Genomic DNA, 24,029 nt, shown 5'->3' on the forward strand with positions numbered 1-24,029 from the left:
TTGTAATCCAAGTAATATTTCTTGACTTAGCATTAATTAATACATTAAATTATAGAATATATTTTCAATTTTAATATTTTTAATATGAGGAACATTTGTGAGTAATTTAGATTTAGACCATAACCCTCAAGAGGGAATGCTTGAATTAAAAGATGATAATGAATTTAGTACGACTGCTTGTAAAGATTTAATTAATAAAAAGCTCCATAAAATTGATAGTAGTCTGCTAAAATTATTAGCAGAAACATTAAATCACAAAAAAGATTCTCATGAAAAAGGCTGGCAGAAAGCTTGGGCTAACGCTTTTGTAAAAGCGGGCTGGCATAAAGCTTTATAAATATAAGTCAATATGTTATTGGATAATTTAAAGTTATTTGTATTACAACCAACATCCTTCTGTAATTTAAATTGTAGATATTGTTATGTGCCTGATAGACAAGATAAAACCTATATGTCTAGAGAAATACTTGAACATGCAATTAAAAAATTATTTATAGACAAAACTGAAGGGGGAATAGATTTTCTTTATCACGCTGGTGAGCCCATGGTAGTAGGAAAGACATTTTATGAAAACACACTTGAGATAATTAACAAATATAAACCTAAAAATTTAGTGGTAAATAATGTAATACAAACAAATGGGGTGTTAATAAATGAGAATTGGGCTCAATTCTTTATTAAGAATAATTTTAAAGTTGGTATTAGTCTTGATGGACCAAAATCTTTACATGATGCTAATAGAAAAAATTGGAATAATAACGGTAGTTTTGATAAAACATTGAGAGGATTTAAGCTTTTAAAAGAATATGGTCTTACTGCTGGAATCTTGACAGTAATAACTTCATTACACTTGGAATATGCTAAGGAATTAATAGATTTTTATATCGAAAACGGGATTGAAGATGTAGGTTTTAACATTGAAGAAATAGAAAATACTAATACATCTTCTTCTTTGGGTACATTAGATAACTTGAATACTGATAAATATACTGTTTTTATGAAAGAGATATTTGATCTTTCTATGAAATATTCGGATAGGATTAGAATAAGAGAGCTGTCCGATGCATTAAATATACTATATAGTAGAAAAAAAGATTCATCTTATTGTGCAGTTTCTCTTGAAGCTCAAGATTTAGGGATACTGACAATCCAAAAAAATGGAGATATTACCACTTATTGCCCAGAATTTGCAGGCATGAAAAGTAAAGAATATAATAATTTCATTATAGGTAATGTATTAGCTTTAGATAAACTATCTGATATAGTAATAAATCCTAATTATATAAAAATAAAAAGTGAGTATGATAAACGAAAACAGAATTGCAAGAATAGTTGTGAATATTATTCTATTTGTGGAAGTTCTTACTTATCTAATGTATTTTCTGAGACCAAAACATTAACAGCTACTAAAAATTTAGCATGTATTTTACAGAAACAAAAGTTATTTGATTTAGTACTTGAGAAGCTTATAGAACATAGCTAAGTGTTTATTGTGATAAGTAATAGTATAATACCTGGTATTAAAGTCCTTAGTGACTATGATATAAATAATAGAGTATTTTTAAGTTCAGGTACTTATTGGGAAGTTTATGATTTTTCTATCAATGAGAATAAATCTCAATCTAGGTTTCAAGGATATATTCCAAAAGGAGATTGGAGAAACTGCAATCAAATAGAAACACAACATTTATTTAGTAAATCAAAATCCTTAAATCATAGTCAATATATTAGAATTTCTAAAATACCTTATGAACTTTTTAATAATAAAGAAATATTAAGATTAAACGATAAAGAACGTTTTAGCATTCAGTTAAGAGAATTATTTGTACAAGAAATTACTTTTAAAATTGAACAGTATTTTTATAAGAAATTTTTAAAGAAATCGCCTGCATATTCTTTAGGTCTAAGATTTATTGACAATATTAATTTACCGACTATCACTTTTGATGAAAATAGTAACCTTTTTATCGGTTTGCACATAGATTGTTGGGATAACGCAAATTCTTATCAAGATGAAAAGTACTTAAGAAATCGCGTTTGTATAAATTTAGGACAAAGCCCTAGATGTTTTCTTTTTATAAACCTTACTTTAAAACAATTAATGCAATGCCTTAAATATATAGATAAAATAGAGGAATTAAAAAATGCAATAGCTCAAAATTTTTGTAAATTTTTTCCTAATTATCCTGTAGTTAAAATAGTGTTATTGCCTGGGGAATATTACGTTGCACCTACTGAAAGTATAATACACGATGCAACAATTCCGTGAGCGTTCACGCCAATTTTAGTAAATGGCAGAAAGGGTTAATGCCTTGGAGTTTAGAAGTAGCATAAAGTGACTTAATCCTTTCTAAGAATCTGTCGCCCCTTAGTGACCATGTAAAAAAAGAATTCTTTCGATATTTAACAAAATGCTTTATCTGTCGTTCTGCCAAGTTATTAGTTAGCTCTATTTGTGAATCATCTAAAAAGAGCCATATCATATCGAATGATTTTAGTATATTATTTGCTACTCTGTGAGCGTTCACGGATATAAATAAAAAATAAATAAGGAGTTGAAAAAGGTTATAGAATTGTATAGAAATAGATAGGACAAGAATAAGTAGGAGCATCAATGAATAATGTTCTATCCGATCGAATTATAGAGTTAGAAAAGCTAGTAGAATTACTAGAAGTAACCAATCAACGGCTTTTACAAGAAAATAAAGAATTAAAGATTAAGCTAATAGAGTTGGAAGATAGGCTAAATAAGAATTCTAGCAACTCTGGTCTTCCTAGCTCTAAAGATATATACCGGATAGAGAAGAAGACAAGACCCAAGAGTGATAAAAATCCCGGGGGACAAGCAGGTCATAAATATAACGCTTATCAAATAAAAACGTCAGATATCAATGTTGATATTATGCCCGATGAAGAGATTTGTAAGTGCGGTGGTTCATTGTTATTAGAAGAAAAATATAGAACCCATCAAAAAATAGAAATTCCTATTATCAAGCCGGTTGTTACGGAATATAGGTTGTATAGGAAAGTATGCTCTTTATGTAATAGAAGATATAAAGCAAAACTAGATAATTACCGATTATTAGGGAAGAACGCTGAAAGTATAATTAGTTCTTTAAGTGGATTCTTTAATAATAGTAAGAGAGAAGTACAATCAATATTAAACCAAATATTTAACCTTGATATTAGTCTTGGCTTGATCTCAAATACGGAGAACAGAATATCAGTTAAGTTAGAAGATAAATATAATGAATTATTGAATAAAATTGAAGAAAGCAGTTACCTTCATTTAGACGAGACAAGTTCTAGTAATAAAGGTAGTAAACATTGGTGCTGGGTAGCTACGAACAAAGCTTTTACGGTATTTAAGCTAGCTAATTCAAGAGGACAAAAGATATTAGAAAGTTTTTTACCTGAATATGAAGGGAAAATAATAAGCGATAGATATGCGGCTTATAATATGTTTGACAGCAGCAATCGTCAAATATGTTTAGCTCATTTGCGTAGAGATTTTAAAAGATTCGCTCATAGTCACAATGCCTCTCTTGCTAAAATTGGTTCAGACCTTCTTTGCGTAACTGATACGATATTTAGGCTTTATAATTTACATAAAGAAAATAAGTTAGATAAACCTCGATATTTAACAGTAATGCAGAAAATTAAAAAGATTATGCTGTATTACTTGCAAGATGTCGCTAATACTGAATACTTACAAGCCCAAAGAGTAGCAAATAATATACTAAAATCATTCGATATGATATGGCTCTTTTTAGATGATTCACAAATAGAGCTAACTAATAACTTGGCAGAACGACAGATAAAGCATTTTGTTAAATATCGAAAGAATTCTTTTTTTACATGGTCACTAAGGGGCGACAGATTCTTAGAAAGGATTAAGTCACTTTATGCTACTTCTAAACTCCAAGGCATTAACCCTTTCTGCCATTTACTAAAATTGGCGTGAACGCTCACGCTACTCTTTGGGCTTGTAAGTATTCAGTATTAGCGACATCTTGCAAGTAATACAGCATAATCTTTTTAATTTTCTGCATTACTGTTAAATATCGAGGTTTATCTAACTTATTTTCTTTATGTAAATTATAAAGCCTAAATATCGTATCAGTTACGCAAAGAAGGTCTGAACCAATTTTAGCAAGAGAGGCATTGTGACTATGAGCGAATCTTTTAAAATCTCTACGCAAATGAGCTAAACATATTTGACGATTGCTGCTGTCAAACATATTATAAGCCGCATATCTATCGCTTATTACTTTGCCTTCATATTCAGGTAAAAAACTTTCTAATATCTTTTGTCCTCTTGAATTAGCTAGCTTAAATACCGTAAAAGCTTTGTTTGTAGCTACCCAGCACCAATGTCTACTGCCTTTATTATTAGAACTTGTCTCGTCTAAATGAAGGTAACTGCTTTCTTCAATTTTATTCAATAATTCATTATATTTATCTTCTAACTTAACTGATATTCTGTTCTCCGTATTTGAGATCAAGCCAAGACTAATATCAAGGTTAAATATTTGGTTTAATATTGATTGTACTTCTCTCTTACTATTATTAAAGAATCCACTTAAAGAACTAATTATACTTTCAGCGTTCTTCCCTAATAATCGGTAATTATCTAGTTTTGCTTTATATCTTCTATTACATAAAGAGCATACTTTCCTATACAACCTATATTCCGTAACAACAGGTTTGATAACAGGAATTTCTATTTTTTGATGGGTTCTATATTTTTCTTCTAATAACAATGAACCACCGCACTTACAAATCTCTTCATCGGGCATAATATCAACATTGATATCTGACGTTTTTATTTGATAAGCGTTATATTTATGACCTGCTTGTCCCCCGGGATTTTTATCACTCTTGGGTCTTGTCTTCTTCTCTATCAGGTATATATCTTTAGAGCTAGGAAGACCAGAATTGCTAGAATTCTTATTTAGCCTATCTTCCAACTCTATTAGCTTAATCTTTAATTCTTTATTTTCTTGTAAAAGCCGTTGATTGGTTACTTCTAGTACTTCTACTAGCTTTTCTAACTCTATAATTCGATCGGATAGAACATTATTCATTGATGCTGCTACTTATTCTTGTCCTATCTATTTCTATACAATTCTATAACCTTTTTCAACTCCTTATTTATTTTTTATTTATATCCGTGAACGCTCACACTTGTTTAGTATTCTAATTAAATCCCTCATTACATTCGGGATAGCCTGGATTGCCGCAGCCACTTCGTGGCTTCGCAATGACGAGTTTTTTATTAATTTTTGAGCCATGCAACAATGCCCCGCCTTTAGCTAGAATGACATCAAAAATTCGAGCTATGCAACAACTCCCGAAAGTGGGAATGATACCGGCGATAGACTACATTAAATAAATTTATCAGCTTAATTAGCTCCCGTATTTTCTTCCTCTTTATTTTCTCCAAATTTCAGCTCAAGCAAATTAATTGAACCGATATTTATTCCTTTATCGGAAAATTCTATATCAAATTTTGCTTTTTCAATTTTATTATATGATATATTTACTTCAGCTACCGTATCAGGATTTATAACGGGAGGCTCTAAAGCCGAAGATTCTGATGAGGTCGTACTAACGGCTTTTGCTATAATTGCTTTAATAATTTTTTTAGAAAGAATAATATTATTTGGCACTAACTTATCAATAATAGTATGATAATTTTCAAGTTCTAAAGATAGTTTACCCTGCGGTAGTCTACCGGTAAAAAACTGTAACCCTCCTTTTAAATCAATTTTTGAATCATTATCGCAAGTAAAAATAAGGCGTTCTATAGTAAAATTATTTAAAGTAGTTGCTTCATTATTATCCTGAACAAATTTTAAAGAGGTAGCTAAATCTAGACTAGCATTTTTAAAATTAAGGTGATTTTCCGGCGAATCATAATCTACGTTAAGTGATAAAAAGATATTCTCACCTTCTAAATTATTTGTTTTTCTTAATAAAAAACCTGAATTTTTAATATTAAAAATTTCTTGATCTTGACCATGATCTTGCTTAAATACCGATAATAGTTTATTACTTAATTGAATAGATTTAGTAATAGATTTTAAATCATCATCTTTAGCTATTTTATATAAAGGCTTATTCAGTTTGACTGTGCCTTTTATATCTTCATCTCCGCGCATTAGATAATCTAATGATTTATCGCCGTAATTCTCAATTTTCTTTATATAAGGCCCTAAATCAATAGTCGCTTTTTTAACGCTAAAATCCACGGTTAAAGTAATATTTTTACCGGAGAATTCCTTAGAATTCACATGATCGATAAGCTTTACTTTTGGTTCGGTTATAAGTATTTTCCAATTAAAGGGATAGCCGGAAATTTTAATATTATCATAAGATATTTTAATATTATCCGACTCGGAATTTTTAATTAAATTTACCACATTATCCTTTATGGTATAGGCAATCGCAAACCATATTACGGTAAAAATTAAAAAGGTAAAAAGAAGAGCTTTACGTATCACGGCTTAAATCCATTATAATTTGATATTACGGGTAGCAGAAGGAAGACGAACTTTTATACCGTCAAGTTCTTCGGTTATAATAATCTGACACCCTAATCTAGAAGTATCCGTAAGACCAAAAGCTAAGTCAAGCATATCTTCTTCTGCTTCGGAAGGTTTTTTTAATTTGTGGTAAAATTCTTCATCAAGGATAACGTGGCAAGTAGCACATGCTAAGGAACCTTCACAAGCTCCTTCAAGGTCAATGCCGTTTTGATGGGCAATTTCCAGGATTGAAAGCCCCAGCGGTGCCTCTACTATTTTTTCTGCTCCGCTATTATCTGTAATAAAAATTACTTTTGGCATTATTATGGTTCCTTTTTATATTTAATTTGATTGATATTTTGACCATTTTTACAACGCATTCCGGTGTCACGCCGTGGCTTGTACCTGCGTTGCCCGCATGGATCGAAAATTGCTATATTTTGGGTATTCTTTAAAAGTACCGCGATGTCATGCCGTGGCTTGACCACGGCATCCAGTCAGGCTTTTTAATTTTTTCTGGATACCGTGGTCAAGCCACGGTATGACAAGTTTTAAGCGATTTTAACCATCCATGCAACAAAACCGGTCAAGCCACGGTATGACACCATACCGTAATCCATAATACGATAATTACGTTCTACACAACAACGCTTTTGCGGGAATGACATACTGTCTTTAATATTCCAACCTTTTAACGAAATCTGAGCCTTTGCGCAATAAAATCTTTTGCAATAAATTCAAAATTTTTGGTTAATTTTATAATTAATTCACGATCTTTTAAAGCTATTGCGTTTTTTAAATCTTTCATTGCCTGATATATTTTTTGTATTTCATTTTCTGATAGCAAATCCGGTAGTTCTTTAATAGTATTTTCTACGCTAAAAATTAAAGATTCCGTATTAATTATCGTTTCTTGTAATAACCTAGTAGTATAGTCGTTTGCAGCATTTTTATAAGCATTTTCTAACGATTTAGTAATTTCTTCTTCATTTAAACCGTGAGTCGGTTTTACCTCTATAGCATGCGACTTGCCGCTAGTTTTTTCAAGTGCCGAAACCGATAATATCCCGTCGGCATCGATAGCAAAAGTTACTTCTACACGAATGCCGCCCGCCTTCATTAGCGGCAAATTAGTTAACTCAAATCTAGCAAGCGAGCGGCAATCTGCTACCGTTTCTCTCTCTCCTTGCAAAATATGAAATTGAATACCGGTTTGATTATCTGCATAGCTAGTGAATTCCTTAGTTATCGACATAGGTAACGGGCTATTTCGTAGGATAATTTTCTCAACTAATCCGCCGTATAACTCCATGCCGAGCGACAGCGGCACGACGTCGATTAATAAAGAATTTATACCTGCGGAAGTTAAATTTTCTGCCTGCAGAGCGGCGCCGAATACTACGGCTTTATCGGGATCGATGTCAGAAAAAATATTAATCGCAAATACTTCTTTTAGCTTATTAGTAATTAACGGAATGCGAGTCGTGCCGCCTACTAAAATAATTCCGTCAATATTGGGATTTTCTGCTTCTAGTAATGTATCTTTTACTATAGTAATCGTTCTCTCTATTAACGAAAAAATTAATTGCTCAAAAGTTTGTCTATTTAATGATAAAATACCTCTATTAAAATCATTTTGATAAGATAATATTTCCTTAGCCTCTTTTGCCGCCTTCAAGATTTGCTCCGAATACGGTACATTAAATTTATTACAAAAATATTCAGCAATTAAATTATCGATATCGTCACCGCCGAGCATATTATCGCCGCCGGTAGCAATAACCTGAAAAACACCTTCTTGCATATTAAGAATCGATACGTCAAAAGTTCCTCCTCCCAAATCATATATAAGATAGCAACCGCTTTGTTTTTTATTTAGTCCGTAAGCATAAGCGGCAGCGGTCGGCTCGGCGATTAATCTAAGAACTTCTAAACCGGCTATTTTAGCAGCCCACATAACTTCGCCTCTTGCCGCATCGTTAAAATGCGCGGGGACGGTTATTACGACCTTGGTAATTTCAGTCATTAACTCTTTTTCTGCTTGCTGTTTTAGATACGTAAAGATTTTGGCGGCAATATCGGCAATAGTCATTAGCTGCCCGGCGAAATCTAGTTTAAGCTCTTTGCTATCTACATCAATATAATCTTTAATCAGCGAAAAAAGTACTGCATTATTTAATATTTCTTTAAATGACTTGCCGAATAATCTTTTAATTGAGCGAATCCCTTTATTACTGCCTATAATAAAATTTTCATTCTTAAATTCTATAGTCGAAGGGATTAGTTCCTGATTATTTTCGGTCTTGATAATTTTGGTTATTCCACCGTTTGAAACAGCGATTAACGAATTAGTCGTACCGAAATCAATACCGACGGCAATTTGCTTGTCATTTTCATGAATAGACGAGTCCGGTTCTTGAATCTCTATTATTTGCATAATTTCATTTTATCTTGAAGATTAGTAAGTAAAGTTTTAAAATATTTAAGCTTGATAGTTATATCGCTTGCTTCCCTTAAATTTTGTTTTTGAAAAGCTTTAATTAACTGCTCAATTTCACTAATTTGCATTAATTTGTATTTATTATATATTTTTTCTAAAACGACAAATTCTTCCGTATTTTCTATGATTTCCAGCTCATCCCAAAACATGCTTAACTCCGCGCTACTTAGCCTTTTACGTGCCTCTTCGTCATTTAAATCTATATTGTTTAAGCTAAGCAGATATTCTGCGCGCTTTAGCTCGTCTTTAAGCGCGCCGTAAGCCTTATTTAACTCCATAGAAATAACAAGCTTACTCTGTTTTTCATCGATATTTTTTGCTCTATCGGGATGGTATTTTGCTTGCATAGCGAAATATTGCTTTTCTAATATTTTTAAATCAATATCATAAGCTTTTTTGATGCCTAGCAATTCAAAGTAATTTTGCATTTTTTCACTTTATTTTTGTATATTATACATTAAAAACTAAAAAGAAACAATTATGGAAAAAGACATACTGCACTTCGAGAAAAAATATAACCCGCTTATCATAGCCGGAGTAGATGAAGCGGGTAGAGGTCCCCTTGCCGGACCGGTGGTAGCTAGTGCCGTAATAATAGATCAAACAAATATTATAGCCGGTATTAAAGATTCCAAAAAACTTAGTTTTAACAAAAGAGAATTTTTATACAAACAAATTACCGAGAATTATATTTGGGCGGTTGCTATAGTATCCCATCTAGAGATAGATGAAATTAATATTCTTGAAGCTACAAAAAAAGCTTGCATAGAAGCAGTCGAAAAACTTGGTACTAGCCCCGATATAGTATTAGTTGACGGTAATATGAAATTTTTCGACGAACGATTTATTAGTATTATTGACGGTGATAATTTATCCTTATCAATTTCCGCCGCATCCATTATAGCCAAAGTAACCAGAGATCGTTTAATGCTAAAGCTTAGCGTCGAATTTCCGGAATATAATTGGCATAAAAATTTCGGTTACGGTACTAAAGAGCATATAAACGCCATAAATTTATACGGTCAGTCGCCGTATCATCGCAGAAGTTTTAAAGTAAAAATATCTACTAAGCCTGGAGAAAAATTAATAGAGAAATTATCAGGTAAAGCTACTGTACACATGTCTACCGATTCTATAATGAAGTTAACTAGATCATGATTTTAATAAATAACGCGAACTATGGATAAGTTTTTAAGCTAAAACTTATCCATAGTTGGGGTTAAATAGTAATATACTTCTTGCATAACTCTACTTCTAAGATAATTTGTACGTTAATCCTAGTTCCTCACCCTCACGTACTTTAAGTATGGTGCGGTTCACAGTTTCAGGTTTCCTTCAAATTCCTCTTTGTAAGCAATAAAAGTTATCGAATCATATAAATCATCTAGACAAATATAGATTAATCAATTATAAGAATTTAAACCATGTTCTATATGCTAACAATTCATTCAAACAAATGGCCGAATAGCTCAGTTGGTAGAGCAAAGGACTGAAAATCCTTGTGTCGCTGGTTCAATTCCAGCTTCGGCCACCACTTCTATATTAAATTTCCTTTAGGTTTTATGGTAGGTATACTGTTTGTATTTCGGAAATTGGATTTTATTTTGAGGGGCGAGTACACGAAGCTTATACTTAATAAGTGAGTACGCAAGTCCCCGATAAAATGAAAAAACAATTTTTGAAAGATGAACAGTATAATCGTTTTTATAAAAACCTAGGTCCCCATAAATTATCGGCAATTATTGAATTTTTGCAAGATAGTATAGAAGCGCCTGAAGTCAATTATGACGATATAATTATTCATGATATAAAAATCCTTGAAGAAGCTTCCCCCTGTGATATTACTTTTTTAAGTAACCCTAAATATGCAAGTTTGCTAAAAAATACTAAGGCTGCGGTTGCAATAATTCCCAAAGATTTTGCTGAAGAAGTCAATGATCAAACCATTTTATTAAAAGCTCAAAATTCATATTTTGCTTACGGCAAGTTAATTGATTTTTTTTATAGCCCGGTAAAATCTCGCTCGCCGAAAATAATGAAATCGGCATATGTTGCAGATTCAGCAATTATCGGCAAGAATTGTTATATAGGTCATAATGTTATTATTGAAGATAATGTTGTTATAGGCGATAATAGCGTAATAGAAGCCGGGACTTTTATAGGGGGCGGTGTAATAATCGGTAAAAACGCTTTAATATATTCAAATGTTTCGATAACTTATAGCATTATCGGCGATGATGCGGTAATCTTATCGGGGGCGCGAATCGGTCAAGACGGCTTTGGCTTTGCTACCGAGAAGGGAGTACATTATAAAATATTTCATACCGGAATAGTTAGAATCGGTAATAATGTTGAAATAGGCGCTAATACTACTATCGATAGAGGTTCGATAATTGATACGATAATAGAAGATTTATGCCGTATAGATAATTTAGTACAGATTGGGCATTGCGTAAAAATAGGCAAAGGATCGATTATTGTGGCGCAGGTAGGAATAGCCGGCAGTAGCGTAATCGGTCAATATTGCGCCCTTGGCGGACAAGTCGGTGTCGCCGGTCACTTAACGATAGGCGATAAGGTGCAGATAGCGGGGCAGAGCGGCGTAATTCAAAATATAGAATCCGGTCGCATTGTCGCCGGATCTCCGACGGTATCAATGAGAGATTGGCATAAACAAGCGATAATTATGAAACAATTAACAGAGCCTAAAAAAGAGAGAGTTAAATAATGACTATTGAGATTGTCGAAATTATGTCGATGCTACCGCATCGTTATCCTTTTTTGTTGATAGATAGAGTAAAGGGATTTGAGCTTGGTAAGTCAATTACCGGTATTAAAAATATTACGTTTAACGAACCGCAATTTATGGGACATTTTCCGACAAAACCGGTTATGCCGGGTGTTCTAATAATTGAAGCTATGGCGCAGCTAGCAGCTATTTTAGTAGCAAAATCTTTAGATTCAACTAAAGATAAAGAAGTTTTTTTAATGGCTATTGAAGATTCTAAATTCCGGAAAATTGTTCAGCCCGGCGATACCATGCATATTTATGCGCAGATTGACCAACAACGGGGAACGGTGTGGAAGTTCTATAGTAAAGTCACGGTTGACGGGGAGCTAGTCGCCGAAAGCAAATTTACCGCAATGGTTAGATCAAACCAGTTAAGTTAGCTAAAAATGAAGTAAGAAAAAATGATAACTAAAGGCTCACCGATGTTATTCCTGTGTGGCATTGGCGTTGTTGCATGGCTCGAATTTTCGATGTCCTTTTAGCTAAAGGCGGGAATCCAGAAAAGTATTTAAGCGAATTATATAGTAAATTTTTATATAAGTTTGTTTATTTTTAGTATTTTTTCTAGATTCCCGCTTTCGCGGGAATGACATACGGCACTTTTTTAGAGCCATGCAATAACGCCTGTGGCCAATTGCCCGCGTGGATCAAAAGCGTTGCAAAAAACACCGTCATTGCGAGGAGGCACATCGTGCCGACGCGGCAATCAAGTATAAACATATTTTTATGCTAAACTAGTTTAGCATTCTAATTAAATCCCTCATTACATTCGGGATAGCCTGGATTGCCACGCTGCTTGCAGCGGCTCGCAATGACGTAGAGTTTTCGAGCCATGCAACAATGCCTTCTCGCAATGACGGCTTACGTTTTTGCTCCTTAAATTGACACTCATGAGCGAAGGCGGGAATGACATTTTGGGGCGTTATAACTCTTAAAATAGGTTAGTAGTGGTAATATCTAATATACATCCTACCGCAATAGTCGCTAAAACAGCATCTCTTGGTAAGAATGTAAAAATCGGTCCTTACTGTATTGTCGGACCGGAAGTAATGCTTGCCGATAATGTAGAATTAAAATCTCATATAGTGATTGAAGGGATAACTAAAATCGGTGCAAATACGGTTATTTACCCTTTTGCATCTCTCGGTCAACCTCCTCAAATTTTAAAATATGCCCAAGAAAAATCAGAAACAATTATAGGCGTTAATAATGTTATTCGTGAGTATGTCACTATCCAGGCGGGTAGTAAAGACGGGGGAATGGTCACATCGGTAGGCGATAATTGTTTGTTTATGGTAGGTGTTCATATCGGTCATGATTGCCGAGTCGGTAATAATGTGGTATTTGCGAATTACGTAAGTTTAGCCGGGCATGTTAAGGTCGGTGATTATGCAATAATCGGCGGGCTTTCTGCAGTTCTTCAGCATGTGCGAATCGGTGCGCATTCGATGATAGGGGGCATATCGGCGGTAGTTGAGGATTTAATACCTTTCGGGCTTGCTAGCAGTGAAAGAGCAACGCTTGAAGGCATGAATTTAGTTGGAATGAAAAGACGGGGTTTTGAAAAAGAAGAAACTTTAAGAGCAATAAAAGCACTTGAAGAAATTTTTTCCGGTGAAGGAATATTTACCGATAGAGTTAAAAAAGTCTCGGAGAAATATAAAAACAACTCCATCGTGCAGCAAATTATTGAGTTTATTAATCAAGATAGTACCAGAGCTTTTTGTTTTCCTAGGAAGAAAAATTAATAGAATTACTTAAAAGCTAGGTTCTGTGAACAAAATTTAAATTATTTATATTTTAAGGTATTTTTATACGAAAATTAATAAGATTTTTGCCGGAAGAGCTACTCCTATTTCAAAAAAATCTTATAATTTGTAGTTAAAAATAAAATAGATTAATTTAAATTTTGTTCACAGAACCTAGCTAAAGAATCCCTGAAAAAAATAAACAAAACGATTAAAGTATTTCAAAAAATAGAAAATAGAAGTAATTAAAAATAATATTTGACTTTATACGTCAGTGACGTAATAATATACTCATGGAATATATAGAATCGCCTTTATTTAATAAATTATTAAATTCGTATTTTACAGATGACGAGTATGCAAGTTTTCAATGGCATTTAGCACTGTATCCTAAATCAGGCGATATTATACCAGGTAGCGATGGCCTTAGAAAAATAAGATGGACAGCTAAAGGACAAGGTAAGCGTAGCGGCGTTCGTATTATTTATTACTATAAAAATAAAGAAGAACAAATTTGGTTGTTAACTATTTATGCAAAAAATGAAGCTGACAACATACCGGCTTCTGTTTTAAAGAAAATTAAAGAGGAATTAGATTTATGAAAGCAAAGAGAAATATTGGAGCAGAAATTTTACAATCTATTCAAGATATAAAAATAGGAAAGGGAAATGTAAAAAAAATAGAAACAAGAGATGATATAATAGATATTAGAAAACATTTGCACCTTTCTCAAACAGATTTTGCTGTTCTTATGGGAATTAGTGTCCGAACGTTACAGGAATGGGAACAAGGAAGGCGTAAACCTAGAGGTCCTGCTATATCCTTATTAAAAATAGCATCTAAACATCCTGAAATCTTTATTAACCATTTTCATAATTAAGTGTAATAAGGTAAAAAATAAATAATAAATAATAGAAAAGAATAGAAGCAATTAACTAAGCTAAGAAAAGTATATTAGCACTACAAATCCTCCAAACTCCATCTTGCTCTTGGACAGAAATTTAAAGGACTGAATAAGTTATTATTAAAACGCTCAAGGCCGGCGTAAGCAATCATTGCCGCATTATCGGTACATAGCTGAGTAGGGGGGGCTATAAGCTGGTAACCGTACTCTGCTAGCTGCTTTGTAAGTAGTGTGCGTAAATACCCGTTAGCGGCAACTCCGCCGGCAATTACTATACTCTTCTGCTCTTCCAAATCGGCTCCGCAAAACTTCGGGGAATTCACGTACTCACCTAGTTTATCTAGGCTGCGCTCGCTCACCCCTTGTTTTACGTTCCAATTTGAAAGATCATTTGAGTATAATGAGTACTCGGCAATAATTTTCTCATATACTTTGATAGCTTCTAAGGTTTTTATAGTAAGGATTTCTCCGATCGTATATTGAAAGCTGGCGGCTATGTCGTTAATTTCCGTTTCCCCTATCTTTTTAAGCTTTATTATTAATGAACGCACAGCGGTTTTAAGACCGGAAAAAGACATATTACAATCACCGCTATTAATAATCGGCTTCGGTAAAACATATTTATACGGATCGCCGGATTTTGCCCTTTTTTCAATTTCCGCTCCTCCGGGAAAGGGAAGCCCTAGCATCTTAGCGACCTTGTCAAATGCTTCACCGACCGCGTCGTCGATAGTTTGCCCTAGAATTTTATATTTACCTAAAGCCCTAACTGCCACAAATTGACAATGTCCTCCTGAAACTAACAAGAGCAAATAAGGATATTTTACGCGGTGGGTTAGCCGAGCGGTCAGAGCGTGACCTTCTAAATGATTAATTGCAATAAAAGGTTTTTTTAAAACGGTTGCAAGAGCTTTGCCGAACATTGACCCCACTATAACGCCGCCTATTAATCCGGGACCGGAAGTTGCGGCAATGGCGTTAAGTTCTGCTAATGTAAGTTTGCTCTCATCTAATACCTGCCTCGTTGCTTTTTCCAAATTAGCTAAATGCGATCTTGCGGCAATCTCCGGCACTACTCCTTGAAAAGCTTCATGTTCTTTATTCTGCGAGATAACTATATTAGCAAGAATTTTATGATCCGAGGTAACTATTGCTACTGCCGTATCATCGCAACTTGATTCAATGCCTAATATTTTTATTGAATTATCCAAAAAATTTCCTGTTTGGTTATTTTGAACAGTAGAGTATTCCTACTTTCGAGCCATGCAACATGCCCCGCCTTTAGCTAGAATGACATTGAGTATTTTGAATATAACTTATACCGCGAATGAATTACCGCATCCGCATTTTGCTTTAGCGTTTGGGTTGCTAACGTTAAAATATGAACTGCCGAGTTCCTCTATAAAATCTAAAATACACTCGGCTATAATTTTTTTAGATATCGGATCAATAACGATCATAGCACCGTTTTTGGTAGCAATATAATCATCTTCCTCAATAGTTGCCTTTTCCACAAGTTCATAATTATACATAAGTCCGGAACAGCCGCCGCTATCAACAGAAACTCGGAGAGCTAAATTTTCATTTTGCTCTAGCTTAATTAATTCGTGAACTCGATTAAAAGCGTTATCGGTTATTGTTATGGTCACTAAAATACTCTTGTAAAAATCTATTTAGATTATATAGTGTATGCATGTTATACTCGGTTAACTTGAAAAACTGTCATACCGTGGCTTAACCATCCATGCAACAACGCCGACTTGACCACGGGGTGACACTTCAATCTTTCATTTATGAGTATATATACACTAATTTAACAGTTCTTTCAAGATGGAGGGCAAAATGCTTGCTTCATACGCTTGTGATCCGTTGAAAAGTAAGGGTAGGTTATACCCTGAATCTCCGACGTCTTATAGGAATGAGTTTGAACGTGATCGTGATCGCATCATTCATACCAATGCTTTCAGGCGTTTACAATATAAAACTCAAGTTTTTATAAATCATGAAGGGGATCACTATAGAAATAGGTTAACCCATTCTTTAGAAGTTGCAACGGTTGCAAGATCAATAGCGAATACTTTGAATTTGTCAAGTGATTTGGCGGAAGCGATCGCACTTGCTCACGATCTTGGGCATACGCCTTTCGGTCATGCAGGAGAGATTGCTTTGAACGAATGTATGAAGGAATATGGCGGTTTTTCCCATAATGCGCAATCTCTAAAAATTTTAACAATGCTAGAAAAAAGATATGCTACTTATAAAGGAGTAAATCTAACTTGGGAAGTTTTAGAAGGAATTGTTAAGCATAACGGGCCATTAATAAATAATATAAATGAATATATAGCAGAATATAATAAAGAAAATGACTTACGTCTTGGAACTTATGCAACCGCAGAAGCGCAAGTAGCTTCCCTTGCCGATGATATTAGTTATATTTCTCATGATTTAGAAGATAGTATCGGAGCGAAAATTATTGATTTTAACCATTTAGCGGAACTTAAATATCTTGATCAACATATTTTTGAACTCAAGGCTAAATTTAAAGATATAAATTCTTCGTGTTTAATATATGAAATAGTCCGCAGACTGATGAATGAATTAATTACCGATTTATTAGGGCAAACAAAAGATAATTTAAATAAAGAGCAAATCAAAAGCGTTGACGAAATACGTAACTTAAATTATCAAATAGTTGATTTTACCGATAATGCCAAGGAGCGTATTAGTGAAATCAAACAATTTTTATTTCAGAAAGTTTATAGAAATAATAGGATTACGGCGATTAGCCGTAAATGTCATAAAATCGTGGAAGGCTTGTTTAAGGTGTATATGGATGATATCAATTTATTACCTTTTAGTTGGAAAGAATTGATAAAATCGGAAGATACTAAATCTAAAGCCAGAATAGTTGCCGATTATATCGCCGGTATGACTGATCGCTTTGCGATCCAAGAGTATAACGAGCTTTGCTCGGTAAATTTTAACAATATTTGATTTATGCCAATTTTGACTTATGAATATATTTAACCAATTAAAACGCGACATAATTACTGCAGGTGAGCGGATATATAGCAATCACGATATATCGAAAATTGCTAATATTGAGATTCCTAAGGATAATTTTAACGGTGATTTATCAAGTAATATAGCAATGATTATTGCCGCTAACGAAAATATTTCCCCTCGCGAAGTAGCAATAAAATTTAAAGAAATCCTTATATCGCTGCCTTATATTGCTAGTATAGAAATAGCCGGTCCGGGCTTTATTAATTTTACTATTAAAGCCGAAAATTGGCATAGTGCTATTAAAGACATCTTGCAAAATGAAGAAAAGTTTTTTGCAATTGATATTGCCGATAACAAAAATATTAATATCGAATATGTTTCGGCAAATCCTACCGGTCCTATGCATATAGGTCATGCAAGGGGTGCGGTATACGGTGATGCGCTTGCCGGGATTTTACAAAAAGTCGGATATAACGTTACAAAAGAATATTACGTTAATGATGCCGGCTCGCAAATAGATGACTTGGTTAGTACCGTGATATTGCGTTACAAAGAAGCTTTGGGCGAAGAAATTCAAATAGCTGAAGGGATATATCCGGGAGAGTATTTAATTCCCCTCGGTCAAAAGCTGGCAAAAGAATATGGCGATAAATTACTTACCATGGATGAGGCGCAAAAATTTAAGCTAGTTAAAAATTTTGCCGTGCAGGAAATGTTGCTGTTAAATAAGGAAGATTTAAAAGAACTCGGCATTAAACATGACGTGTTTTTTTCGGAACAATTATTGCATGATAACGGTAAAATAGACGAGATCGTTAAGTTATTAACCGATATGGGGTTAATTTATGAAGGAGAATTGCCGGCTCCTAAGGGCAAAATTCATGAAGAATGGGAAAATAGAACGCAAAAATTATTTAAATCTACTGAGTTCGGCGATAATCAGGATCGACCTATAGAAAAAGCTGACGGTACTTGGTCATATTTTGCTGCCGATCTTGCTTATGCTAAGGATAAAATAGACCGAGGAGCTAATCACTTGATTTACGTACTCGGCGCTGATCATAGCGGTTACGTCAAAAGAATTGAAGCCGTGGTAAAAGCTTTAGGATGCGATAAAGTTAAAGTTGACGTAAAAATCTGTCAGCTAGTAAATTTCGTCGAAAATAACGTGCCGATAAAAATGTCGAAACGTTTAGGTAATTTTACCAGTGTTAGAGACGTGAATAGGGCAGTAGGAAAAGATATAATAAGATTCATGATGCTAACACGTAGGAATGACGCTACCATTGATTTTGATCTGATAAAAGTAAAGGAGCAGTCAAAAGAGAATCCTATATTTTACGTACAATATGCTTATGTACGAACGATTTCGATATTATCGAAAGCTAAAGAGATGATGCCCGAAGCTTATGATAATTTTAAAGCTAATGAATATGATTTATCGTTGCTTTCTTCGGAAGAGGAAATAGAAATAATTAAGCTTCTTGCATCCTGGCCGAAGACGCTCGAAAGTGCCGCAAAATATTTTGAACCGCATCGTATAGCGTTTTATTTAATAAATTTGGCTTCTAGATTTCATACTTTATGGAATTTCGGTAAAGAAAATAATGATTATAGATTTGTAATTGAAAGTAATAAAGAACTAACTAGCGCTCGGCTGGCACTGGCTAAATCTATTCAAAAAATTATAGCTAGCGGTTTAGAAGTTATAGGGGTAGAGCCTATGGATAGGATGTAGGTATACTCGATGAACTTCAAAAATTGGCTACGTCGTCTTACAAAAGCTCCGGTTCTCACGTATTAAGTATACGCTCCGATCCTCGCTTTGTAGACTCCTTGCTCTTTTTGAAGTTGATCTTCGTATACCAATACTTCAAAGCAGAAAAACATACTTCACGTATACTTTTTTTAAGGCTTCTTCGATGTCATTCCCGCGTAGGCGGGGCGTTGTTGCGTGGCTCAAATTTTTGATGTCATTCTAGCTAAAAGCGGGAATCCGGAAAAATACTTTTAAAGTCATCCTGAATTTATTTCAGGATATTTCTTTATAGATGCTGGAACAAGTTCAGCATGACAAGGTAAAAAAATCTGGATTCCTGCCTTCGCAGGAATGACATAAGGGGCAGCGGGAATAACATCAAAATTTTGCAAGCAATACCTAAATAAAAACCCTTCAACTCATGACTAACAATATTTTATTTAAAATTTTTATTATAGTTATAATATTGTTAACTACCGGCTATTTCACATATCATTACTATTATAACAACAAACCGGTAATTACTATTTATCCGGATGACTCGCCTGCGAAAATTAAACCTCAACAAATAGAAACTATAAAATCTTTCGGTATCGGCAGCACAATATATGAAAATCTTACCTCGAAAAAAACTTTAATCAAAGATGCCACGTTTCTTCCGGAACCGGAAAAACCTATCAATATAGAATCTCGCAAGCAAATTAAGGAAAAAATAGAAGATTTAATAATCGATTTTTCTAGTCTAGATCAGAAAATGGCTCGGCTTGATAAAATTTCTGATTTGATATCGTTAAATGATATGTCTAGTGATATTTCCGATTCTCCTAAAATAGAAGAAAATAAAACCGGCTTAAATATAATAAAAGTTAGCCGAGACGACGAAAAAGTCAAGAAGGCACAAAATTATGATGAGGTAGGAGGTTACAAAGTACAACTTGCTTCAGTAAAATCAGAAGCCGAGGCAATTGCAGAAGGGGAACGCATTAAAAAGAAGTTTATAAAAATTCTTAAAAATGCCGATATTACCACTAAAAAAGTTAAATATGATGACGGTAAATTTTTCTATTTAGTGTTAGCGGGTGACTATAAAAGTCTTGCTCAAGCTAAAGCGATTTGTAAAAAGCTATCCTATCAACAACAAAGCTGCGTCCTGAAATAGTAATAATATAGTGCTAGCGGGCATTGTCCGGCTGGGTCGATAAATAAAAGCGTTCTCTTATGTCATTCCCGCGCGGCATTGTTGTGTGGAATAATATCCGGAATCGTTATTGCGAGGAGGCGTAGGCGTTGTTGTGTGGCTACCGGAATCGTCATTGCGAGCGACCAAAGGGAGCGCGGCAATCTAGAAAATAATAATTTTCATAGCATTTTTTGCTATTTTTTCCTGGATTGCCACGTCGGGACTACGTCCCTCCTCGCAATGACGGGGTAAGCTCGAGCCATGCAACAACGCCTTACGCGGCTCGCAATGACGTTTTGACTATCTTGATCAATATAAATTCTTATTTTTATAGATTATTTTTAAAATAGTGTTTGACATGGTAGAGAATAATAGATATAAAAATCCTCACACAAGGTTTGCAAAAACTTTGCTAGCTGTTTAAAAAGTTGATAAAGCTGAAAAAAACTAAATACACACCGCGAATAAATAAAAATTTATATCGTGAGTAGATACTGAATATAGAATTAGTTCTGTATACATCGTGTAATCTCAAGTTATATAGCAAAGCTTTATTTGATATAGGCGTTAAATTTTAGAACTAGCTTGCGCAGCGTACACTTAGTACGTGAGCACAAGCGAAGTCTAAAATTTGATGTATATATCGAATAAAGGGAAGCTATAAAAGTAAATAAAATAAGAGCATTTGGTGAATGCCTTGGCACTAGAAGGCGATGAAGGACGTAATACGCTGCGATAAGCTTCGGGGAGCTGCGAATAAGCTTCGATCCGAAGATTTCCGAATGGGGCAACCCACCTACTTTGTAGGTATCATATAGTGAATACATAGCTATGTGAAGCAAACCCGGTGAACTGAAATATCTAAGTAGCCGGAGGAAAGGACATCAACCGAGACTCCGTTAGTAGTGACGAGCGAACGCGGACCAGGCCAGTGGCTTCAAAAAAATAACTAAAACAACATGGAAAGGTTGACCATAGAGGGTGATAGTCCCGTATAGGTAAAAAGTTTGAAGTCCTTGAGTAAGGCGGGACACGTGAAATCCTGTTTGAAAATAGGGGGACCACCCTCTAAGCCTAAGTACTCTCTAGTGACCGATAGTGAACAAGTACCGTGAGGGAAAGGTGAAAAGTACCCCTAACAGGGGAGTGAAATAGTATCTGAAACCAAATGCTTACAAGCAGTCGGAGCAAGCGTATTTATATGTCTTGTGACGGCGTACCTTTTGTATAATGGGTCAGCGACTTAGTTTATCTAGCAAGCTTAAGCCGTTAGGTGTAGGCGTAGCGAAAGCGAGTCTGAATAGGGCGTTTTTAGTTAGATGAATTAGACCCGAAACCGGGTGATCTAGCCATGGCCAGGCTGAAGGTGGAGTAAAATCCGCTGAAGGGCCGAACCCACTACTGTTGAAAAAGTAGGGGATGAGCTGTGGTTAGGGGTGAAAGGCCAATCAAACTCGGATATAGCTGGTTCTCCGCGAAATCTATTTAGGTAGAGCGTCATAGCATTACCATCGAAGGTAGAGCACTGAATGAGCTAGGGGGTCCTACAGACTTACCAAACTCAATCAAACTCCGAATGTCGATGAGTACAGCGTGGCAGACAGACTATGGGTGCTAAGGTCCATAGTCGAGAGGGAAAAAGCCCAGACCGCCATCTAAGGTCCCTAAATCATGACTAAGTGTGAAAGGATGTGAGAAGACCAAAACAACTAGGATGTTGGCTTAGAAGCAGCCATCATTTAAAGAAAGCGTAACAGCTCACTAGTCTAAATAAGTTTTCTTGCGCCAACAATGTAACGGGGCTCAAGTCATGTACCGAAGATGCGGATTCACGCTAAGCGTGAGTGGTAGCGGAGCGTTCCGTAAGCCTGTGAAGGTGAACCGTAAGGTTTGCTGGAGGTATCGGAAGTGAGAATGCTGACATAAGTAGCGATAAAGAATGTGAGAAACATTCTCGCCGAAAGTCCAAGGGTTCCTGCGTAAAGTTAATCTGCGCAGGTTTAGTCGGCCCCTAAGGTGAGGCTGAAAGGCGTAATCGATGGGAATCAGGTTAATATTCCTGAACCTGAGGGATGTGACGAAAATAGAAAGTTGTGCAGACTTATTGGATTGTTTGTGCAGCGAATATTTTCCAGGAAATAACACCCTCGCATAGGTCTCTTACATAGCTTGGCTTATTAAAGAGGAATTTGAAGGAGACACGGAGCGCAAAACCGCAGCGTACTTAAACGTACGTGAGGATTTGAGTACCGGATCGACGTACAAATTACCTTTAGAAGTAAGTTATGTAAGAGACCTATAAAGACCGTACCCCAAACCGACACAGGTGGACAGGTAGAGTATACCAAGGCGCTTGAGAGAACGATGCTGAAGGAACTAGGCAAATTGCATCTGTAACTTCGGGAGAAAGATGACCTATAGATGGGCAACCATTTGTAGGTGACACAAACTAGGGGGTAGCGACTGTTTATTAAAAACACAGGGCTCTGCAAAGTCAATAGACGACGTATAGGGCCTGACGCCTGCCCAGTGCTGGAAGATTAAGAGGAGGGGTGCAAGCTCTGAATTGAAGTCCCAGTGAACGGCGGCCGTAACTATGACGGTCCTAAGGTAGCGAAATTCCTTGTCGGGTAAGTTCCGACCCGCACGAATGGCGTAACGATTTCCCCACTGTCTCCAGTATCGACTCAGCGAAATTGAATTCTCCGTGAAGATGCGGAGTTCCCGCGGTCAGACGGAAAGACCCCGTGAACCTTTACTATAGCTTTGCACTGGTGTTAGGAATCAGATGTGCAGGATAGGTGGGAGACTATGAAATAGTGACGCTAGTCATTATGGAGTCATCCTTGAGATACCACCCTTCTGGTTCTTGACATCTAACCGCGATCCTTGAATCAGGATCCGAGACAATGCATGGTGGGTAGTTTGACTGGGGCGGTCGCCTCCCAAAGAGTAACGGAGGCGCGCGATGGTTAGCTCAGGTTGGTCGGAAATCAACTTTTAGAGTGCAATGGCATAAGCTAGCCTGACTGCGAGTCTGACAAGACGAGCAGAGACGAAAGTCGGTCATAGTGATCCGGTGGTCCCGCGTGGAAGGGCCATCGCTCAACGAATAAAAGGTACTCCGGGGATAACAGGCTGATGATTTCCAAGCGTCCATAGCGACGAAATCGTTTGGCACCTCGATGTCGGCTCATCACATCCTGGGGCTGGAGAAGGTCCCAAGGGTTCGGCTGTTCGCCGATTAAAGTGGTACGTGAGCTGGGTTTAGAACGTCGTGAGACAGTTCGGTCCCTATCTGCCGTGGGTGTAGGAAGTTTGAGAGGATCTGCCTTTAGTACGAGAGGACCGAGGTGGACGTACCCCTGGTGGACCAGTTGTCATGCCAATGGCATAGCTGGGTAGCTAAGTACGGAAGGGATAACCGCTGAATGCATCTAAGCAGGAAACCCACCTCAAAACTAGACTTCCCTATTAGAGCCGTGGAAGACCACCACGTTGATAGGTCAGGTGTGGAAGTGCGGTAACGCATGTAGCTAACTGATACTAATAGCTCGATTGATTTACTTTGCTGAGATTACACATGTATACAGTGTTAATTCTGTAGATAC

24 protein-coding genes, 1 tRNA gene, 1 rRNA gene and 2 pseudogenes are annotated in these 24,029 nt (G+C 35.7%); 16 read left to right on the forward strand and 12 right to left on the reverse strand.

The annotated features are described in order from the left end of the window. Positions 1–97 precede the first annotated feature (97 nt). The 3 genes from AAGD64_RS02400 (at position 98) to AAGD64_RS02410 (ending at position 2,269) form a co-directional block, all read left to right on the forward strand. Positions 98–337 (forward strand): hypothetical protein, encoded by a 240-nt coding sequence (locus AAGD64_RS02400; protein WP_341793721.1) that lies wholly within the window; start codon positions 98–100, stop codon positions 335–337. A gap of 87 nt (positions 338–424) precedes the next feature. After that, positions 425–1,483 (forward strand): radical SAM protein, encoded by a 1,059-nt coding sequence (locus AAGD64_RS02405; RefSeq protein WP_341793722.1) that lies wholly within the window; start codon positions 425–427, stop codon positions 1,481–1,483. A 9-nt stretch (positions 1,484–1,492) separates the two neighbouring features. Continuing rightward, positions 1,493–2,269 (forward strand): hypothetical protein, encoded by a 777-nt coding sequence (locus tag AAGD64_RS02410; RefSeq protein ID WP_341793723.1) that lies wholly within the window; start codon positions 1,493–1,495, stop codon positions 2,267–2,269. Between the two features lie 4 nt (positions 2,270–2,273). Here AAGD64_RS02410 and AAGD64_RS02415 read toward each other — a convergent pair. Next, a pseudogene (locus AAGD64_RS02415) lies at positions 2,274–2,531 on the reverse strand (IS66 family transposase); the annotation flags it as partial. An 83-nt stretch (positions 2,532–2,614) separates the two neighbouring features. Between AAGD64_RS02415 and tnpC the strand changes: the two are divergent. Continuing rightward, entirely contained in the window at positions 2,615–3,964 is a 1,350-nt protein-coding gene (tnpC, locus tag AAGD64_RS02420) for an IS66 family transposase (protein ID WP_341793724.1), read from the forward strand. Between the two features lie 4 nt (positions 3,965–3,968). On the opposite strand, the gene AAGD64_RS02425 is transcribed toward tnpC, so the two are convergent. From AAGD64_RS02425 to hscB, 7 genes are all read right to left on the reverse strand, one after another. After that, complete coding sequence (locus AAGD64_RS02425; protein ID WP_341793725.1) at positions 3,969–5,087, reverse strand: IS66 family transposase; 1,119 nt, start codon at positions 5,085–5,087, stop codon at positions 3,969–3,971. 78 nt (positions 5,088–5,165) lie between these two features. Continuing rightward, on the reverse strand, positions 5,166–5,294 hold the full coding sequence (locus tag AAGD64_RS02430) for a hypothetical protein (RefSeq protein ID WP_341793726.1): 129 nt from the start codon (positions 5,292–5,294) through the stop codon (positions 5,166–5,168). A 111-nt stretch (positions 5,295–5,405) separates the two neighbouring features. Then, positions 5,406–6,506 (reverse strand): hypothetical protein, encoded by a 1,101-nt coding sequence (locus AAGD64_RS02435; RefSeq protein ID WP_253307986.1) that lies wholly within the window; start codon positions 6,504–6,506, stop codon positions 5,406–5,408. Between the two features lie 12 nt (positions 6,507–6,518). Then, positions 6,519–6,851 carry a ferredoxin family 2Fe-2S iron-sulfur cluster binding protein gene (locus tag AAGD64_RS02440; RefSeq protein WP_253307985.1) on the reverse strand — a complete coding sequence of 111 codons (333 nt, stop codon included), beginning with the start codon at positions 6,849–6,851 and terminating at the stop codon, positions 6,519–6,521. Between the two features lie 2 nt (positions 6,852–6,853). After that, complete coding sequence (locus AAGD64_RS02445; RefSeq protein ID WP_341793727.1) at positions 6,854–7,018, reverse strand: hypothetical protein; 165 nt, start codon at positions 7,016–7,018, stop codon at positions 6,854–6,856. 203 nt (positions 7,019–7,221) lie between these two features. Beyond that, a complete protein-coding gene (gene hscA / locus AAGD64_RS02450; protein ID WP_341793728.1) occupies positions 7,222–8,967 on the reverse strand; it encodes a Fe-S protein assembly chaperone HscA in 1,746 nt (581 codons plus the stop codon). Continuing rightward, positions 8,958–9,458 carry a Fe-S protein assembly co-chaperone HscB gene (hscB, locus tag AAGD64_RS02455; RefSeq protein WP_341793729.1) on the reverse strand — a complete coding sequence of 167 codons (501 nt, stop codon included), beginning with the start codon at positions 9,456–9,458 and terminating at the stop codon, positions 8,958–8,960. The genes hscA and hscB overlap by 10 nt, the downstream gene beginning before the upstream one ends. Before the next feature lie 52 nt (positions 9,459–9,510). Here hscB and AAGD64_RS02460 point away from each other — a divergent pair. From AAGD64_RS02460 to fabZ, 4 genes and pseudogenes are all read left to right on the forward strand, one after another. After that, a pseudogene (locus tag AAGD64_RS02460) lies at positions 9,511–10,083 on the forward strand (ribonuclease HII); the annotation flags it as partial. A gap of 405 nt (positions 10,084–10,488) precedes the next feature. Beyond that, positions 10,489–10,564: transfer RNA gene (locus AAGD64_RS02465), tRNA-Phe, on the forward strand. Between the two features lie 129 nt (positions 10,565–10,693). After that, on the forward strand, positions 10,694–11,758 hold the full coding sequence (gene lpxD / locus AAGD64_RS02470) for a UDP-3-O-(3-hydroxymyristoyl)glucosamine N-acyltransferase (RefSeq protein ID WP_341793730.1): 1,065 nt from the start codon (positions 10,694–10,696) through the stop codon (positions 11,756–11,758). Then, entirely contained in the window at positions 11,758–12,201 is a 444-nt protein-coding gene (fabZ, locus tag AAGD64_RS02475) for a 3-hydroxyacyl-ACP dehydratase FabZ (RefSeq protein ID WP_253307980.1), read from the forward strand. The genes lpxD and fabZ overlap by 1 nt, the downstream gene beginning before the upstream one ends. A 184-nt stretch (positions 12,202–12,385) precedes the next feature. Here the strand turns inward: fabZ and AAGD64_RS02480 are convergent, their stop codons facing one another. Further along, positions 12,386–12,541 (reverse strand): hypothetical protein, encoded by a 156-nt coding sequence (locus AAGD64_RS02480; RefSeq protein WP_341793731.1) that lies wholly within the window; start codon positions 12,539–12,541, stop codon positions 12,386–12,388. Positions 12,542–12,768: 227 nt separating this feature from the next. Between AAGD64_RS02480 and lpxA the strand changes: the two genes are divergently transcribed. The 3 genes from lpxA (at position 12,769) to AAGD64_RS02495 (ending at position 14,449) form a co-directional block, all read left to right on the forward strand. Further along, the gene (gene lpxA / locus AAGD64_RS02485) at positions 12,769–13,569 is read left to right on the forward strand and encodes an acyl-ACP--UDP-N-acetylglucosamine O-acyltransferase (protein WP_253307979.1); all 801 of its coding nucleotides are present in this window, start codon (positions 12,769–12,771) and stop codon (positions 13,567–13,569) included. A 293-nt stretch (positions 13,570–13,862) separates the two neighbouring features. Beyond that, positions 13,863–14,171 carry a transcriptional regulator gene (locus tag AAGD64_RS02490; RefSeq protein WP_341793732.1) on the forward strand — a complete coding sequence of 103 codons (309 nt, stop codon included), beginning with the start codon at positions 13,863–13,865 and terminating at the stop codon, positions 14,169–14,171. Further along, on the forward strand, positions 14,168–14,449 hold the full coding sequence (locus AAGD64_RS02495; RefSeq protein ID WP_341793733.1) for a helix-turn-helix domain-containing protein: 282 nt from the start codon (positions 14,168–14,170) through the stop codon (positions 14,447–14,449). Before AAGD64_RS02490 ends, AAGD64_RS02495 begins: the two co-directional genes overlap by 4 nt. Positions 14,450–14,529: 80 nt before the next feature. Here the strand turns inward: AAGD64_RS02495 and tsaD are convergent, their stop codons facing one another. Beyond that, entirely contained in the window at positions 14,530–15,672 is a 1,143-nt protein-coding gene (gene tsaD, locus AAGD64_RS02500; RefSeq protein WP_253310060.1) for a tRNA (adenosine(37)-N6)-threonylcarbamoyltransferase complex transferase subunit TsaD, read from the reverse strand. A gap of 117 nt (positions 15,673–15,789) precedes the next feature. Then, the gene (locus tag AAGD64_RS02505; RefSeq protein ID WP_253307976.1) at positions 15,790–16,122 is read right to left on the reverse strand and encodes an iron-sulfur cluster assembly accessory protein; all 333 of its coding nucleotides are present in this window, start codon (positions 16,120–16,122) and stop codon (positions 15,790–15,792) included. Positions 16,123–16,315: 193 nt separating this feature from the next. Here AAGD64_RS02505 and AAGD64_RS02510 point away from each other — a divergent pair, with 193 nt between their 5' ends. Then, on the forward strand, positions 16,316–17,467 hold the full coding sequence (locus AAGD64_RS02510) for a deoxyguanosinetriphosphate triphosphohydrolase (RefSeq protein WP_341793734.1): 1,152 nt from the start codon (positions 16,316–16,318) through the stop codon (positions 17,465–17,467). A 19-nt stretch (positions 17,468–17,486) separates the two neighbouring features. Then, positions 17,487–19,217, forward strand: coding sequence for an arginine--tRNA ligase (gene argS, locus AAGD64_RS02515; RefSeq protein WP_341793735.1), 1,731 nt, complete (start codon positions 17,487–17,489; stop codon positions 19,215–19,217). 278 nt (positions 19,218–19,495) lie between these two features. Here argS and AAGD64_RS02520 read toward each other — a convergent pair whose 3' ends face one another. After that, positions 19,496–19,630, reverse strand: a complete 135-nt coding sequence (locus AAGD64_RS02520) for a hypothetical protein (RefSeq protein WP_341793736.1) — start codon at positions 19,628–19,630, stop codon at positions 19,496–19,498. A 29-nt stretch (positions 19,631–19,659) separates the two neighbouring features. Here AAGD64_RS02520 and AAGD64_RS02525 point away from each other — a divergent pair, with 29 nt between their 5' ends. The 3 genes from AAGD64_RS02525 (at position 19,660) to AAGD64_RS02535 (ending at position 23,989) form a co-directional block, all read left to right on the forward strand. Beyond that, on the forward strand, positions 19,660–20,397 hold the full coding sequence (locus tag AAGD64_RS02525) for an SPOR domain-containing protein (RefSeq protein WP_253307973.1): 738 nt from the start codon (positions 19,660–19,662) through the stop codon (positions 20,395–20,397). A 212-nt stretch (positions 20,398–20,609) separates the two neighbouring features. After that, positions 20,610–20,768, forward strand: coding sequence for a hypothetical protein (locus tag AAGD64_RS02530; RefSeq protein ID WP_341793737.1), 159 nt, complete (start codon positions 20,610–20,612; stop codon positions 20,766–20,768). Positions 20,769–21,082: 314 nt separating this feature from the next. Continuing rightward, positions 21,083–23,989, forward strand: a 23S ribosomal RNA gene (locus tag AAGD64_RS02535). Positions 23,990–24,029: the final 40 nt, after the last annotated feature.

Source organism: Rickettsia endosymbiont of Ceutorhynchus obstrictus, from assembly GCF_964026565.1.
In the GTDB taxonomy this organism is placed as follows: domain Bacteria; phylum Pseudomonadota; class Alphaproteobacteria; order Rickettsiales; family Rickettsiaceae; genus Rickettsia.

Excerpts from the sequence above, each read along its gene's own strand:
- fabZ (WP_253307980.1), top strand. The coding sequence starts at position 11,758 with ATGACTATTGAGATTGTCGAAATTATGTCGATGCTACCGCATCGTTAT.
- argS (WP_341793735.1), top strand. The coding sequence starts at position 17,487 with ATGAATATATTTAACCAATTAAAACGCGACATAATTACTGCAGGTGAG.
- hscA (WP_341793728.1), bottom strand. The coding sequence starts at position 8,967 with ATGCAAATAATAGAGATTCAAGAACCGGACTCGTCTATTCATGAAAAT.
- AAGD64_RS02490 (WP_341793732.1), top strand. The coding sequence starts at position 13,863 with ATGGAATATATAGAATCGCCTTTATTTAATAAATTATTAAATTCGTAT.
- AAGD64_RS02430 (WP_341793726.1), bottom strand. The coding sequence starts at position 5,294 with ATGGCTCAAAAATTAATAAAAAACTCGTCATTGCGAAGCCACGAAGTG.
- hscB (WP_341793729.1), bottom strand. The coding sequence starts at position 9,458 with ATGCAAAATTACTTTGAATTGCTAGGCATCAAAAAAGCTTATGATATT.
- AAGD64_RS02525 (WP_253307973.1), top strand. The coding sequence starts at position 19,660 with ATGACTAACAATATTTTATTTAAAATTTTTATTATAGTTATAATATTG.
- AAGD64_RS02495 (WP_341793733.1), top strand. The coding sequence starts at position 14,168 with ATGAAAGCAAAGAGAAATATTGGAGCAGAAATTTTACAATCTATTCAA.
- AAGD64_RS02480 (WP_341793731.1), bottom strand. The coding sequence starts at position 12,541 with ATGTTTATACTTGATTGCCGCGTCGGCACGATGTGCCTCCTCGCAATG.
- lpxD (WP_341793730.1), top strand. The coding sequence starts at position 10,694 with ATGAAAAAACAATTTTTGAAAGATGAACAGTATAATCGTTTTTATAAA.
- AAGD64_RS02510 (WP_341793734.1), top strand. The coding sequence starts at position 16,316 with ATGCTTGCTTCATACGCTTGTGATCCGTTGAAAAGTAAGGGTAGGTTA.
- AAGD64_RS02425 (WP_341793725.1), bottom strand. The coding sequence starts at position 5,087 with ATGAATAATGTTCTATCCGATCGAATTATAGAGTTAGAAAAGCTAGTA.
- AAGD64_RS02440 (WP_253307985.1), bottom strand. The coding sequence starts at position 6,851 with ATGCCAAAAGTAATTTTTATTACAGATAATAGCGGAGCAGAAAAAATA.
- tnpC (WP_341793724.1), top strand. The coding sequence starts at position 2,615 with ATGAATAATGTTCTATCCGATCGAATTATAGAGTTAGAAAAGCTAGTA.